This window comes from Clostridium sp. UBA5119, assembly GCF_002414285.1.
GTDB classification, from domain to species: Bacteria; Bacillota; Clostridia; order Clostridiales; family Clostridiaceae; genus Clostridium_J; species Clostridium_J sulfidigenes.
Genome location: NZ_DHYX01000096.1, coordinates 1 through 15,162, shown reverse-complemented (window position 1 = coordinate 15,162; position 15,162 = coordinate 1). Strand labels below are relative to the sequence as shown.

The following is a 15,162-nucleotide window of genomic DNA, read 5'->3' as shown; positions in this document are numbered from 1 at the left end:
TTTCAAATGTGAATGGGGAGGACTTTATGGGAATAAAAATTCAAGAAGTATCAATATATCATCCTAAAAAAAGAATAGAGAATCAACACTTCATTAACAAATATGGACAAGATTTAGAAAAACTTTTAAATCACTTAGGAAGGAAGTCTAGATATTTAGTTGATAATAATACAGAAAATTCTCTTACTATGAGTGTGGATGCTGCTAAATCCTGTTTGAAAAAAGCTAATATTAAGGCTTCTGAATTAGATATTATTGTATTTGTTAGTGATTCTGTAGAACATTTAATACCTACTAACGCTCTTTTGATACGAGATGCTATAGATGCATGTAACTGTGATTTAACTTATGACATGAACGATAATTGTATAGGAATGATAACAGCTATAGATAGCATTGCAACCTATATGAAATCTAAAAGTAAATATAAAAAATCTTTAATCGTTGGTGCTTCATATGGCTCACTCCTTGCCAAAAGTGATTGTGAGTTAGTAAATTCTACTGTTGGAGATGGTGCAGCTGCAATATTACTTACTAATGATGAAGAAACTGGTGGGGTTCTTAATTCTGCTTTCCATACTGATTCTAAAAATCACAAATATATGGTTTTCCCTGAATGTGGATTATCCCATATATATGATGAAGAACTGCCTATAGATAGTAAAAAGTATGCTTGGGTAAATCATGATGTGTCTTACTTTAGTGATGAATGGGTAAAACTTATCAATAAACTCTTAAAAGAAGGAAATAAATCTATAACAGATATAAAACACTTCTTATTTTCACAGTTTTCTCATGCCGATATAAAGGAAACATTAAATAAATTAAATGTAGAGGTTAGTAGTGACACTTATACCTTTGTCGCAGATGAATATGGTTATACTGGATGCACCAGTCCTTTTTTTGCACTTAATACAGCTATAGAAACTAAAAAGATAAATAAGGGAGATCTCGTTATTTTTTGTTCAGTTGGTTCTGGATACACAATGGGAGCTTTTTTATATAAATTTTAAAGGAGGAATTTTAAATGTATAAAGTAGAAGTAAATAATGCTAAGAAGGTCTTATTTATCACTGTAGGAGGATTTTTTCAAGAGGAGGATGGCAAAAACTTCTTAAATGATTATAATAATGCTGTAAAGTCTATAACTCCATCAAGCTTTACCCTTGCACTTGAAAGTTCTGAATTATCAACATCAAAAGCAGAAATGATTCCAATTCTTGAGAACTGCATTAAAATGTATAAGGCTACTGGTTTTAAAAATATAGTTTCAACACCACCAAGCTCAGCTATTGCTGCAATGCAATTAAAAAGGCTGTTAAGTTCATTAAATGTAGATATTGAGTTTGTATCCGATTTATCTAAATTATAAAATACATATAGTATAAAAAGTACCCCATAAGACGGACAATTTTATAAGTCTTTCTTATGGGGTACTTATATATCTAATAATTCTGTAACTACACTACTGAATATTCCCTTTAATTATATCATTTATATTTTTACTCATATATTCCCAAGTATCCACAAAATCCTTTAGTTCTTCACGGCCTTTATCTGTTAAATTATAATATTTCCTAGCAGGGCCAAGGGGAGACTCCTTCATTTTTGACGATATAAAACCATTCTTTTGTAGGCGTGTATACAGTGGATATAAGGTTCCTTCAGAAATATCAGTAAAACCATTATCCTTTAGTATTCTAGCAATGTCATATCCATAAATCTCATCTTTTAAGTCTATAATTTTAAGAACACAGCCCTCTAAACTTCCCTTTAATAACTGTGATTTATTATTCATGGTTCCCTCCTTCTATTGGTTTTTATTTTCAAAGAAATACTGTATCAAATAAATAGTTATAAGTATGCCCATGAATATTAAATAGTTAACTTCAAAAAGTACCTTTGTTAAAAACAGTTTAGTTAATACAAATATAGCTGTTATAATGCAAAAGCCTATCCATAATAAAAATGTTATCTTTCTATCTTTCTTTTTATCCTCTCCATTAAAAACATTATACATATATTGTATTTTAGATAATAAATAATTAGTTAAGATAATTGCAATTATAGTATTAACTAACATTGAAACTGTAACTGAAACTGTAAATAGTGTTGTTTTATTTACCCAGCTATCAATTAGTTGTCCCACAAACATCTCAAATACACCAGTAAAAATAATCAATATTATTGGTAGTTTAGAAATCTTCCAGTACACCTTTTCTAGTATTGAATACTCCTCTATTGTTTCTGATATAAACTCATCACAAAAGGAATTTATATCACTATTTCCTAGTACTTCTTCTACATCAATTCCTCTTTCCTCAGCTTGTAAAAATAAATCTAAACAATGGTGTATGAACTCTTCAGCATCATGATCATTAATATTTGAAAAACGTATTTTAAATAATATATTTTCAAACTTTTCCTCATTTTCTTTACTTAATTTACCAATAAATTTATTAACTTCTTTTATATACTGTTTTGTTTTCATAAACTGCCCCTCCAAAACTAAATTTACAGTACTATTCATCACAAGGTATATTGCAATGCATAATAGTCCTTTTCTATATTGTATTGCATGGTAGTATTTTTGTCAATAAAAAAGCTTCAACTACATTTTAAATCTTATATTGTAGTTGAAACTTTATTATTTATCAAGTATAAAAAACTATAAATTTAGTTATACTATTAAACTTGCGCTATCTTTGTCTTATACCATCAACTTTAATAGTATAATCAACACTGCTAGAGTTATTTAAAGAGTATAGTTTAATAAAATATTTACCAGGTGCAGCCTTAAAGCTTCCACTAGTTCCATCTACTTCATTATTCTGACTCCAGCAAACATAATTATTTAAGTTATCTGATTTACACACTATCCAAGTGTATCCTTGCTGAGTACTTCCAACCTTTATATTTACATTAGATGCAGTATCTACATCAAAGTAAAAAACGTCAGTGTCTCCACCTGTAGGTAGTTTTCCTTTTGCATCAATGTTGTTGTATATAGCTACATTTGCAGATTCAAAGCTATTATTTGGTTCTACTTCTGTAATATTACTTGGCACTTCTGGGTCATTATTATAGGACTTTATACCATTGATATTTATACTATAGTTTCCATTTTCTATAGCTTTATCTGTTGAGTATAGTTTAATATAATACTTTCCTGGAGTAGCACTAAAGCTTCCTTTACTTATATCTTCTTCAGTGTATTGATTCCAACAGACGTAATTGTCTAAGTCATTCTCCTTAGAAACTATCCAAGTTATTTTAGATGAATTTCCTGTAATCTTTATATCAACTTCACCAGCATTATCTACTTCAAAAGCAAATGTATCCTCATCACTAGCATTTTGTATAGTACCAGTTACATCTTTATTATTAGCTATAAAATAATTAGCCTGATTATAATCGTTATTGGGTTCTACTTCTGAAGTTATTCCATTTTCTCCAGACATTTTGCTAGCTTTAATATTAAATATTGTTTCTCCAATGGCACCTTTGTTATCTGTAACTTTAAGGCTAACAACATAATTTCCTTCTTTATTATAAGAGTGAGTTGGATTTTTAGTTGAACTCGTAGATCCATCTCCAAAATTCCAATCATAGGCTACTATAAATCCATCTGAATCTGCAGATTTATCTGCACTAAATAAAACCGTCTTATTTACTTCTACATTATCTGGAGCATCTATACTTGCAGTAGGAATTTTATTTTCAGGATTTACTGAGCTATCATTTAAAAGTCCTTTAAACACTAAGTTATATTCATATTTACCATTGACAACTTTATAATCAGTAAAATAGCAAGTTACTGTTTCGTAGCCTGTCCAACCCTTTAATAATAGGTTTTTAAGCATTTCATTAGCTTTTTGATTCATTTCATCATTATCCTGTAATCTTCCCTTTGAAGTTCCACCTACATACTTACCAGATATCTTAAATGTGTTGAAATCTGATGAATAAGTTTTATCTTGATTTACACCACTAATTCTACTTATACTTACTATGTCGGAAGAAATTTCTTCTATAGTTCTTTTAGGATGAACCTTTGTATAACTATCTGATACCAATGGAGTTCCTATAGTAGTATCCCCTATTAATTGTTGCATATATTGTTGATATTCTACATTTTTGTTTGAGTCAACCTTTAATTGTGAAATAAAATTTCTGTATGCTTTTATATCAGTATTAATCACATAATCATTTATTTTATTTAATGATTCCATATCATTATTATACATGTAGCTTACAAGGGCAAAGCCATAATTATAGAATTGCCATCCACTATTGTATCCAGAAGATATAGTTTGACTTAATGTAAATCTGTTGGCTTCTTCCTTTGCAAGTTGATTCACTATAGCTTCTCTTGGTTTCACTCCTTCTGTACGAGTAGATCCAGCAAAGAACTCTGCTGAACCTTCTTCAAACCAAGTTAAATCTTCATTTTCATAAAATGGGCCTTGTCCCCATAAACCAGGAACTAAATATCTACCCTGTAGATAGTGAGTAAATTCATGTCTAAATAGTTCTTCTAAGCTATAAATACTTTCGTGAATTGTTCTTTCGTAAGTGTAAAAAGTCCCTATAGGTTCTATATATATTCCACCATTATCTGTACTAACATTACCTAAATATTGATTCATTTTATACTCTGATGGGGAGTTGAAAATTTTTATAGTTAAAACATTATCTTTATTTCCAGCTTCTAAAACTTTATCACTTCCAATATTTCTAAAGAATTGAGCTTCTACTTCCTTTGCTGCCCAATAAAGTCTTTTTACCTTTTCTTCTGAAACATTAGATCCAACTTGCATTACTATTGAACCATTATCAAAGGTATACTTATTAGGTAGGTACTTGTTGTAACCCTCTTCTTGAAGTTGGGTATAGTTTATATTTTCTCCACGTGAGTTGATGCCTTTGTATAGATAATCAATTCTTTCTGCTGCTATAAAAAATTTCTCTGAATACTTATTTGAAGTATCCATAACATCAGTTAATAATCCAATTGCCATCTTCGGATTGCTATGGAACGCACCTAGTTCTCCTATTTGATAAATGGCATTATTAACTAACCATTGGTTACCACTATTAGTATTTTTCATTAATGCTATTTCTTTTAATTCATTTATAAAGGTATCAATTTTACCGTAGTAAGGCATTGTTGCAGGATCTTTTCCGTAGGCTGCAGAAGTTAAATCATAGGATATACCTTTAATTACTCCGTAGATAGCATTAGCCTTTGATAAATCAGTACCATATATCTCTATGTTGATTTTATAATCTCTTAATAGTGCTGCTGACTTATTAACTATTTCTACACTGGAAGATGCATTTCCAATTAAAGATCCAAAACTTTCAACTACACCATTTTGAAGTTTATTTCCAAACTTAAAGTTAGGATTGTCAATCATTGAGTTTAATGCTGGTAAGCATAAGTCTTTAAAGTTTCTATCATTTAGATAACTTAATTCAGTATTATAATATCCTAAATAGAACCCTGATCTTAAAACTTCTACTATAGTGGGAATACCATTGTTATTAGTGCCTGTAAAAGTTTTAGCTCTTGTATCTAGATCCTCTATTATATACTTTACACGATCTCTATCACCGTAAAATTCTTGTGAATCTGCAGAATACTTAAATAGTCCATCGATATTTCTCCACTCTAAGGATGCAATAGTATTAACCATTTCTTGATAGCTCATCGCTGAAAGTTCTTTTAAGGTATAGTTGCGCTGAGCTTCAACTGCTTTTGTATCTACACTCTTCTCTTCTGAAGGTTTAAGTAAACTGACATCATCTACTTTAGCCTCTGCTAATGTTTTAGCTTGAATAATTTCTTCATTATTTGAAATCCCATCTTTTAATACTCCATATGGTTTTGGCTTTTGTTCTAAATTTTGCTTTAAACTATCCTTATTATTGTCTGCTGCTATATTTATTGGTATCTTGTCCATATCTTCCATAGTCATAGCCATAACTCCAGTCGATGTATTTACCACCATAAATACACTTAAACATGCTAATGAAGCATTTCGCTTAAAATTTTTCCTTCCCATAAATCGGATTAAATTTTCAATCAATGTAATTTTAATCTTTTTATTCATTTTAATACCTCCATTGTAATTTTTTATATTTTATATAATTATACTACTTTCATGAATAATTACAATGTTTTTTAATTAATTTTTATATAATTATGAATATTCTTTATATTTTTTCAATATTTCAAAATACTATAATAAATTTATATATAAATATTTTTTATAAACAAAAATCCTTACATCAAGCTATTACTTGGTATAAGGATTCATTAAAGTCTATTATAGTATTGCAGACTAAAAATTAATGTTCTATACGAACTATACGTTATTTAAAATTATCAATAACCTAGTTGTTCTCCCACAATAATTACTTTTATTCTATTTTTAATAAACTGACCTCTAATAATTGTGAAATCATTACATATTCTGTTGGGACTCTTACAATCTACACAATAACCTAAGGTAGTACATGGAGTATCTTTATTTAATCTCTTGGCATCAATAGGAGCAGCATAATTTCTNNCATTTCTAGCTCTTTTTTCTGCCTCCTCTATATCCTTTACAATCTTATTTATTCCAGTTACTAGAATAACTTGCTTTGGACCATAAAGCATAGGTGCAACCCTACTCCCATTACCATCAATATTATACAGCTCTCCATCCTCCGTTAGAGCATTAGTGCTACACATGAATGTGTTTGCAGAAAAATTTTGTATATAAATATCCTTCTTCTCTTCACTTGTAATGCCTTCTCTGTACTTGTCCAAAAATACGTAATCACCCTTACGTAGAAAATCTATGACATCTGTTTCAAAAAGTGTCATAGAGTCCCCTACCCCTACTGTGGATTTTTCATCTATAAGTTTCTTTAAAATGGTCATTAACTCACTTTTATCTTTTACAAAGAATCCCTCCATATTTCTTCTATTTAAATTTTTTATAGTTCTATCAACTCTCTTCTCCATATACCATAAAGTACTGTTATCCATATTAAGTGCTCCTTTCTAAACTAGAATTTTATATTCCTAGTTGCTTTTATAGATCATATTTTTCATACTACTCTCTTATCTTCTTCCCACAGTTTATAAATAACTAGCTGCTATTCTAATAATTTTTTTAAATTTACTCTTATATTTCACAATATGATTGAAAAGTTCTTCATGAGTTGGTTCTTTATATCTATGAGCAATTCTATTTCTAATTAATTTAGATTTTTCTAAGAATTCATATGTATCCTGATCTAAGATTCCTTCTTCTCTAAATATTTTTAAGCTATCACTTAAGCTTATACTTATCTTAAATCTTTAGATTTCCTTTAGTATAATGGAGCATAAATCCTCAAGAATGGTATGAAAACTAACAAATAACTGCCTTAAACTTGATTTTGCTAACTTTAAGAGTAATCTATCATTGCTAGTTTTAATAATTTCTATACATTCTTCTATATCACTACTACATTCCTTTAAATCCTCAATTATTCTCATAAGTCTTTCTTCATTCATACAAAACATCAACCTTTCTAAAATGAATAAAATTTTCATTTTCTCTATATATCCATTCCACGTCATCGCAAAAATCTTCAAATACTTTATTATCAGTTGAATATATAATTTCGCAAGAGTTTAGAATACTTATCTTAACAAATATATCTAAAGTTTTACTCTTTAAATCTACAACATCAATTTCTCTTTCCAAAAACCTTTCTAAAAATAATTCTATTTCTAAAATATCATCTAAAGAGAAGCTACCTTTTCCTAATACTGCAATATCTACATCTGATTCTTCATTAAACTCTTCAGTTAAAACACTTCCAAATACAACTATATTTATAATGTCAAATCTCTTTATAAAACCAGTAAATTCTTCTGATTTTAACTTATTTAAGATTTCTTCTTTAATTAATTGGTTTGCCAATGTGATCACCAACTTTTCTAATATTCATATCTTTATTATATACAACATTTGTAAAATAATAAACCGTATTGTAAAATAAAATACGCTATACTACTTATCTATTTATTCACTCTATGTATACACTTTATTAATATTTTCTATAATTACTTAACAACTTTTAAAATTTATTGTAAATAGTTAATTTAATTAATTTATTTATAGTGTTTTATGTTAAAATAAAACTATAATATTACTTACATTAAAATTTTACGTTTTCATTTAATTTTAAACTCTTATGAGATGAATGCTGGTTATGTTTTCGTTTCCATTTCCAGCATTTATCTTATAATCTAAATGTATAGATAATCAACATACCCTAAAATATATAAGAGTAGTTCTAACTTAATTGTGGTACTACTTTTTTTATTTAGGCTTATCTTAATTTTTTAGTCATAACTCCGCCTTTCTAAAAATATATTTTTAAAGAAAGGAGCGATGAGAAAATGGGTAAGCAAAGAAGAGGTAAGGTTATTAAGAAAATAGTAGGTTGGAGAGGTACATGCCCTCTATGCGGTAGAAAAAGAGTAAAATTGGTTTGGACTAAGAAATGTGAAGACGGAAAAACTATAAACATCTGTAAAATCTGTTCATCAACAGTAGCTCAATAATTTTAGAACTTAAAAGGATGTTTTGAAATAACCTTATTTCTAAACATCCTTTATATTTATTTTAAAACTTGCTCTTTTAACTTTCTTTAATGTATTTAACTATTGCCCACACTAATCCTTTATTTGATATAACATAATAAATCTTTCCATCTTTATATAACTTATTTATCATTTCAAGCTTTTCAAGATAGACTAAGTGGGACATACACTCCCCTAGGGCAAAGAATCTTTGAGTTACTGGGAAGTCTTCCCAGCTTTTAATTGTTATACTCCAGTGCATTCTTCCTGCAATTTCATAAGGCGAAAGTTTTTCTCCATTAGCCAAAATATCCATGATTTCCTCTAACCTAAGATCATAATGGTCCTTGAGTTCTCTTATTCTCTTTTTAGTATTCCTTATAATAGCTCTATGAGAAGACAGTGTCACGTCTATAGGTAGCGATGCAACTCTATCTAAGCTATCAAAGTATTCCTGTAAAGGGTTTTCCATCCATTGCTCAAGGTTATAGGCTATATTGGGAGTTATCTTTGCTAATATTAAATCTCCACCAATTAAAATCCTATGGTTTTCTTCATATAAGCAGCAATGAGCTGGGGTGTGCCCTGGAGTCAAAATGCATTTAAACTCATACTTTCCTACCTTTAATGTTTCCCCATCCTTGATATCTGTATAGGTTGGCTCAGTGAAACTTTCTTCAAAACCTTCTTGATCTCTTAGAGCTTTTAGTGCTGATACCGCCTCTCCCTTAGGAAATCCCATTGCTTCATTAAATATATTAACTTCTTCCATATAAGTTACTTTTCTTAAATTATATATCTCTTCACTTTCTCTTGGATGAATATAAGCCTTATTATTGGAATTTAAAAGAAATGGTACAAGACCTGTATGGTCATCATGAAGATGAGTTAAAAATATATCCGTATTGGCCATATTGACATTCAATTCTTTTAAACTTTGTCTTAAGCTTTCTAAAGATTTAACCTTGCGAAAGCCTGTATCCACAAGTAGATTTCTTTCATTACCCTTAATTAAATAGGCATTTAGTGCCCTTAAAGGATTATCCGGAAGTTCTACCTCTATTTGATATATATCTTCAAATAATTCTCTTATCATCAGTATCTCCTTATCTTTTGCCTCATTATTAAAAACTAAATAAAAACTTTTTATAACATTATGCTCTATAGTTTTAATCATACCGACTAAAATATAGCTAATATTTTTACTCAACAGACTTAAGAACAATGCCTTCCTTAAATCCCCCACGCTGCTTCAACTTCCAATTTCTTTTCTCCACTAATTCCTCTTCAGAATATCCTAAATTATGAGCTAATCCAAATAGTACTTCCATAATATCCGCTAGCTCCTCTAAATTTTTATCCTTTAGATATTCATTTACCTCTTCTTTTAGCTTATCTTCTAATAAAGAAATCATGTCCTCTTTAGATGCAATTTCTATATCACACTGATTTCCATCTTCAGCTATCACCTGTGGAATCTTATCTCTTACTAACTTATTATATACTTTCATTATCTATTACCACTGCTCATAATGAACTATTTCTTCTAAACTTTTTCTTGGACGAGGACTTGGCGCTTCATCTGGATAACCTAAAGTTAATACTGCAACCACATACTTATCATCAGGAATATTTAAAACTGGTCTAAAGTCCTTCTGTTCAAACCAAGCAATCCAACAAGTTCCCAACCCTAAATCTGTTGCCTCAAGCGCCATATGTTCAATGGCAATAGATGTATCTCTAATAATTTGCTTAACTTCAAAATCATTGCTATATTCATCAATGTAGAGGCCATCACACTTAGGTAACCTTGATTTTATATCTGCAACACACACAAGGTGAACAGGTGCACTAACCATCCACTTTTGATTATAAGCAGCCTCTGCAATTTTTTCTCTATTTCTCTGCTCCTTAACCACAATAATTTGCCATGGTTGTGTATTGCTGCCTGATGGTGCTAGTCTTGCACTATGAAGAATTTGTAATAGCTTCTCATCTTCCACTTGTTTATCCATATATCTTCTTATGCTTCTACGCTCTTCAATTGCTTTAATCATAACTCTACCTCCAAACTAATTTTTATATTAGATTATGTAAGTATTCTATCTTTAAAATACTCAATTACATGTGTTTATTATAACATGTTTGCCACAATTATATAAATCATCCATAACACTTATTAATTACATTGTATATCTTTGTAATATTAAATATGATTTAAATATTATATTTCTGTGTTTGTTTTAATAAAATTCCCCATTATACCTGACACTAAAACTGGAACTATCCAGTTAAAACCTAAATTCGCAAATGGCAGTTCAGTTACTATTGGTACTCCTATTGAACTGCCTATTCCAATATCGTTTAAAACCGTTAATACACTTATAAATAAAGCTGTATATGTTGAAAAAATAAACACATAATTGTTCTTAATTTTTTCTTTAAATAATGTTAATATTACTAATGTAACTGTTGGAGGATAGATTACACTTAATATTGGTGCTGAAAATTTTATTATAGTACTTACTCCAAAATTAGCTACTATACTACTAAACACGCATACAAATATAACTATATCTCTATATTTCCATTTTTCCTTTGATACTTTACTAAAATACTGGGCTGTTGAAGACGTAAGTCCTATTGATGTTGTAAGACATGCAAGACCTATTATTATTGCTAATAATATCTTTCCTGGTTTTCCAAGTAATATATCTGTTATATGTACTATTAATGCTGTTTGAGATATTTCTCCTAATGGTATGTTTGTATATTGATTTGAAATGGTAGCTCCTAAATAAGTCAACCCACCATAAACTAAAACTAGTCCTATTGATGCAACAATAGAAGCTTTTAAGGTTAATTTTATTTTTTCCTTTATTCCTTTATATCCTTTATTACTTAATGTTGTTATTACAACAGTAGATAATGCTATAGCTCCTAATGCATCCATGGTTTGATAACCTTGGATTACTCCTTCGGCAAATATACTTTCTACTCTTGGCGCTATACTGATAGAATCAATTGGATTTATTATTCCAACTAATATAAGTAATAGTAGAGTTATGAGAAGCATTGGGGTTAAAAACTGACCTATTATATCAATTACCCTAGATGGTTTTATAGATAAAACCAATGTTATAGCAAAAAATATTATAGAAAATACTACTGGGCTAAATCCTTTAAATATTGGCACAATACCCATTTCATAGGTTGTTGCTGCTGTCCTCGGTATGGCTAGAAGTGGTCCTAAGCATACCATTATAACAGCACCGAAAATTATTGATAATCTTTTACCTACCTTTCCAAAAATTTCACTTACATCTCCATTACATTTAGCTGAAGCTATAATTGATAGTATAGCTAAGCCTACATCAGCTAAAACAAATCCAAACAATCCACTACTCCAACTTATCCCTGATTCTAGTCCTAAAAATGTTGGAAATATAAGATTTCCTGCTCCAAAAAACATAGCAAATAAAGCAAAACCAATCACTATAGCATCTCTCATCATATCTTTAGTTTTCATTTAATCTACTCCTTAACAAATTCTGTCTTAAAATATAATTATTTATTATACTTAACCTCTTAGGTATACGTTCAACCAATCTTAAAATGGGGCTTTAATTCATTCTAAAATTCAGTTGATATTGCTCATAAATAAAAAAAGATTATCTCAATATAAAAATATGAGACAATCCGTTTAGCTCTAATTTAATAGGTCTATTTTAATTTTATCTCTATCTTGTCTACACTTGGAGTTAATTGAGTTAATTTTACATTAGCCTTTTCAAACATATATTTAGAGGCTTTTATAGAATCTGTTTCAGCATACTTATCACTAAGATAATAAACTTCCTTTATACCTGATTGAATGATATTTCTAGCACATTCATGGCAAGGAAATAGATTTACATATAGTCTACAGCCTTCTAAAGACTTACCTCTAGCATTTAAAATAGCATTTTGCTCAGCATGCACTACATAAGGATACTTAGTTTCTAAAAATTCTCCATCTCTACTCCAAGGAAAATCTTCATCACTACATCCATTAATAAATCCATTATATCCAATAGAAACTATCCTATTGTTGCAATCAACTATACAAGCTCCAACCTGTGTTGATGGATCCTTACTTCTCATTCCTGATAACAAAGAAATACTCATAAAATAATCATTCCAAGAAATATAATCTTCTCTCTTCATACGTAACCTCCTTGAAGTATTTATTACTATTTTATATTAAAAAACTTCATAATTAAAGATACTTTTCTAAATCTGTTATGGATTTCATATGAAAATATCTGTTTAATGTGCTCATTAATATCACATGGCAAAGCAATAATCCTAAATATAGTGATTAATTTTTTCTATAATGACAATAATTATTATACGAGGTGATTCTTATGAACAAATATGAAATTTTAGTACTACTTATAGTACTCATAATACTTATAAAGAGCTTTACTCAATTTATTGAGAAAATAAGAGGCTTTAAAGATGAACAACTAAAATTTACTATGAGGATTAAAAAAGAAAATATTAATAGATTAACAGGACTTCAATTTGAAGGCTTCTGTCAATGGCTTTTTCATAATAATCCTGAATATAAGGATATAAAGCTTACACCTCCTAGTAATGATGGTGGAGTTGATTTAATTCTTACAAATTGTAACGATGAAAAAATCTATGTTGAATGTAAAAGATATAATTCTAACCCAACTCTAGACTCTGATGATGAAGATAATGCGTCTGATGAGTTCTTTATAGGAAGAGTTATATGCCAAAAAATTGTTGGTGCTATGATGGCAAACAATATAAAAAAAGGTATTATTCTTACTACAGGCAGTGTGTCCCCTAATGCCCTAGAATACATTGGTAAACTAGAAGACAACAGTGATCTATCTCTTAAAATATATACTATGGATAATATTTTAAAGCTTATTGAAGAACGTGAAAATCAAGATGACTATGAACTCGCCGTAGAGATTTAAAGATTCAACTACTCCTGATATAATTATATATATTTACTCTAACATCTATGTACATATCATTATTTAATTTTCTTATTTATGCGTATATGAAATCAATTCCTGCAAACACTAACCTTGTTAATATATTAAAAACAAGGAGGAGTAAATATGGAAGCAATAGTAAATAAGGATACATGTATAAGCTGTGGGGCNNGTGTCTGCCCTGATGTTTATTCATTTGATGATGATGGTAAAGCTGAAGCTATAGATGGAGATGTACCTTCTGATCTTGAAGCTGGAGCTGTTGATGGAAGAGATCAATGTCCTGTAGATGCCATAGATATTAAAGAATAAAGAGCTAGGCTTACTGCCTAGCTTTTCTTATCTTAATACTTAGTTGTTATTATATTATTAGTTTTGATAATTAAAATTTGAAAGTATAATTTAAAATTTATAACATACAATAACTTTACTAGTTCATAGTGAATTTCTTTAACTATTAGTAATAATAATTATCTATAGTAAAGAAACTTACTGTGACTAAAAATTAAATTAGGTATTAAATTTTATCTTAATATCTAAAAGTAAAAATTAGGAGGAAATTATTATGCAACAAAATCAAGGAAAAAATGCTAAACAACATGTTCAAGATGTACAAAGTAAACTTCAGGATTCAACAAACTGCTTAAATCAAGCATTAAACTCTGTTGAAAAACCACAAAACAGACAAAAAATCCAAAACACTCTTAATTCAGTAGAAAGTGCATTAAATTCAGTAAATAGTACTCTTTCTAACTATCAAGAATAATACAACATAAGGTTAATTCTAAAACCTTATGTTGTATATGAATATCAATTAATTTAGTAGCAAAGACTGAAATATTAAGTAATTCCTTAATATCTCAGTCTTTTTTCTTACTTACAATATTACTATACTGTTATCTTTACCATATTAACCTCTTACTAATATTAATTATGTCAATAGATATACATTATATATAGGATAATTCAATTATACATATAGGGATATATTTTATATAATAACTTTAGGATTATATGAGTTAATTGTTAAAATACATTTATTAGGAAGGGGATGTTTAAGTGATTAAAGAAGAAATGACTCCCAAAGAGAGAATGGATGCATTTTCTAGAGGATTAGAAATTGATAGACTAATTTGTATCCCCGACATGGGAGCAACTATGGCGCCATTCATTGGTATAACAACTAAGGATTACTATCATTCTGCACGACTAATGGCAGATTTAGAAATAGCTTTGTTTAAAAAACTTCGTCATGATAGCGTAGGCATATCTACTAGTCTTAGAGGAGTAGCTGAAGCTATGGGAGCCAAGGTATGCTATCCTGATTATGCTATCTCCTATTTACTAGAACCTGCTATTAAATCAATAGATGAAATTGAATCTCTCAAAATAGCAAACCCTCTAAAGGATGGAAAATTACCTATACTACTGGAAGCATTAAAACTTACTAAAGATGAACTTATAAATGATGTAGATGTCAGTGCCTCTATGTCTGGTAATTTTCCATCCTTTAGA

At 29.2% G+C, this 15,162-nt stretch carries 19 protein-coding genes; 7 read left to right on the top strand and 12 right to left on the bottom strand.

Annotated features, from left to right (window positions below; all coding sequences use genetic code 11):
- The coding region (locus tag B2671_RS14900) for a 3-oxoacyl-ACP synthase III family protein (protein ID WP_346871109.1) at positions 1-1,013 on the top strand (1,013 nt) is incomplete at its 5' end.
- Between the two features lie 14 nt (positions 1,014-1,027).
- Positions 1,028-1,372 (top strand): hypothetical protein, encoded by a 345-nt coding sequence (locus B2671_RS14895; RefSeq protein ID WP_346849040.1) that lies wholly within the window; start codon positions 1,028-1,030, stop codon positions 1,370-1,372.
- Positions 1,373-1,465: 93 nt separating this feature from the next.
- Here B2671_RS14895 and B2671_RS14890 read toward each other — a convergent pair whose 3' ends face one another.
- The 7 genes from B2671_RS14890 to mntA form a co-directional block, all read right to left on the bottom strand.
- A complete protein-coding gene (locus B2671_RS14890) occupies positions 1,466-1,798 on the bottom strand; it encodes a PadR family transcriptional regulator (RefSeq protein ID WP_346871108.1) in 333 nt (110 codons plus the stop codon).
- A gap of 12 nt (positions 1,799-1,810) precedes the next feature.
- Positions 1,811-2,491 carry a DUF1048 domain-containing protein gene (locus B2671_RS14885; RefSeq protein ID WP_346871107.1) on the bottom strand — a complete coding sequence of 227 codons (681 nt, stop codon included), beginning with the start codon at positions 2,489-2,491 and terminating at the stop codon, positions 1,811-1,813.
- A gap of 208 nt (positions 2,492-2,699) precedes the next feature.
- A complete protein-coding gene (locus B2671_RS14880) occupies positions 2,700-6,116 on the bottom strand; it encodes a collagenase (protein ID WP_346871106.1) in 3,417 nt (1,138 codons plus the stop codon).
- A gap of 275 nt (positions 6,117-6,391) precedes the next feature.
- A complete protein-coding gene (locus B2671_RS14875) occupies positions 6,392-7,042 on the bottom strand; it encodes a lactate utilization protein (protein ID WP_346871105.1) in 651 nt (216 codons plus the stop codon).
- Positions 7,043-7,135: 93 nt separating this feature from the next.
- The gene (locus B2671_RS14870; RefSeq protein ID WP_346871113.1) at positions 7,136-7,318 is read right to left on the bottom strand and encodes a HepT-like ribonuclease domain-containing protein; all 183 of its coding nucleotides are present in this window, start codon (positions 7,316-7,318) and stop codon (positions 7,136-7,138) included.
- Positions 7,319-7,357: 39 nt separating this feature from the next.
- Positions 7,358-7,555, bottom strand: a complete 198-nt coding sequence (locus B2671_RS14865; RefSeq protein ID WP_346871104.1) for a hypothetical protein — start codon at positions 7,553-7,555, stop codon at positions 7,358-7,360.
- Positions 7,548-7,976 (bottom strand): type VII toxin-antitoxin system MntA family adenylyltransferase antitoxin, encoded by a 429-nt coding sequence (gene mntA, locus B2671_RS14860; RefSeq protein WP_346871112.1) that lies wholly within the window; start codon positions 7,974-7,976, stop codon positions 7,548-7,550. The genes B2671_RS14865 and mntA overlap by 8 nt, the downstream gene beginning before the upstream one ends.
- Positions 7,977-8,449: 473 nt before the next feature.
- On the opposite strand from mntA, the gene B2671_RS14855 reads away from it, so the two are divergent.
- The gene (locus tag B2671_RS14855; protein ID WP_167402990.1) at positions 8,450-8,614 is read left to right on the top strand and encodes a hypothetical protein; all 165 of its coding nucleotides are present in this window, start codon (positions 8,450-8,452) and stop codon (positions 8,612-8,614) included.
- Between the two features lie 76 nt (positions 8,615-8,690).
- Here B2671_RS14855 and B2671_RS14850 read toward each other — a convergent pair whose 3' ends face one another.
- The 5 genes from B2671_RS14850 to B2671_RS14830 all read right to left on the bottom strand — a co-directional run bounded on the left by B2671_RS14850 (position 8,691) and on the right by B2671_RS14830 (position 12,838).
- Positions 8,691-9,728, bottom strand: a complete 1,038-nt coding sequence (locus B2671_RS14850; protein WP_346871103.1) for an MBL fold metallo-hydrolase — start codon at positions 9,726-9,728, stop codon at positions 8,691-8,693.
- A 106-nt stretch (positions 9,729-9,834) separates the two neighbouring features.
- Entirely contained in the window at positions 9,835-10,143 is a 309-nt protein-coding gene (locus B2671_RS14845) for a nucleoside triphosphate pyrophosphohydrolase (RefSeq protein WP_346871102.1), read from the bottom strand.
- Positions 10,144-10,149: 6 nt separating this feature from the next.
- Positions 10,150-10,689: a nitroreductase family protein gene (locus B2671_RS14840; protein ID WP_346871101.1), complete on the bottom strand. Its 540-nt coding sequence runs from the start codon at positions 10,687-10,689 to the stop codon at positions 10,150-10,152.
- A gap of 167 nt (positions 10,690-10,856) precedes the next feature.
- A complete protein-coding gene (gene brnQ, locus B2671_RS14835) occupies positions 10,857-12,161 on the bottom strand; it encodes a branched-chain amino acid transport system II carrier protein (protein WP_346871100.1) in 1,305 nt (434 codons plus the stop codon).
- Between the two features lie 194 nt (positions 12,162-12,355).
- Positions 12,356-12,838 carry a deoxycytidylate deaminase gene (locus tag B2671_RS14830; protein ID WP_035131756.1) on the bottom strand — a complete coding sequence of 161 codons (483 nt, stop codon included), beginning with the start codon at positions 12,836-12,838 and terminating at the stop codon, positions 12,356-12,358.
- 200 nt (positions 12,839-13,038) lie between these two features.
- Here B2671_RS14830 and B2671_RS14825 point away from each other — a divergent pair, with 200 nt between their 5' ends.
- From B2671_RS14825 to B2671_RS14810, 4 genes are all read left to right on the top strand, one after another.
- A complete protein-coding gene (locus tag B2671_RS14825; protein ID WP_346871099.1) occupies positions 13,039-13,626 on the top strand; it encodes a restriction endonuclease in 588 nt (195 codons plus the stop codon).
- 147 nt (positions 13,627-13,773) lie between these two features.
- Complete coding sequence (locus B2671_RS14820; protein WP_346871098.1) at positions 13,774-13,959, top strand: ferredoxin; 186 nt, start codon at positions 13,774-13,776, stop codon at positions 13,957-13,959.
- A 253-nt stretch (positions 13,960-14,212) separates the two neighbouring features.
- Positions 14,213-14,413, top strand: a complete 201-nt coding sequence (locus B2671_RS14815; RefSeq protein WP_035131749.1) for an EscE/YscE/SsaE family type III secretion system needle protein co-chaperone — start codon at positions 14,213-14,215, stop codon at positions 14,411-14,413.
- Between the two features lie 293 nt (positions 14,414-14,706).
- Positions 14,707-15,162, top strand: a 456-nt coding sequence (locus B2671_RS14810) for a uroporphyrinogen decarboxylase family protein (protein WP_346871097.1), incomplete at its 3' end; no start/stop codon positions are given.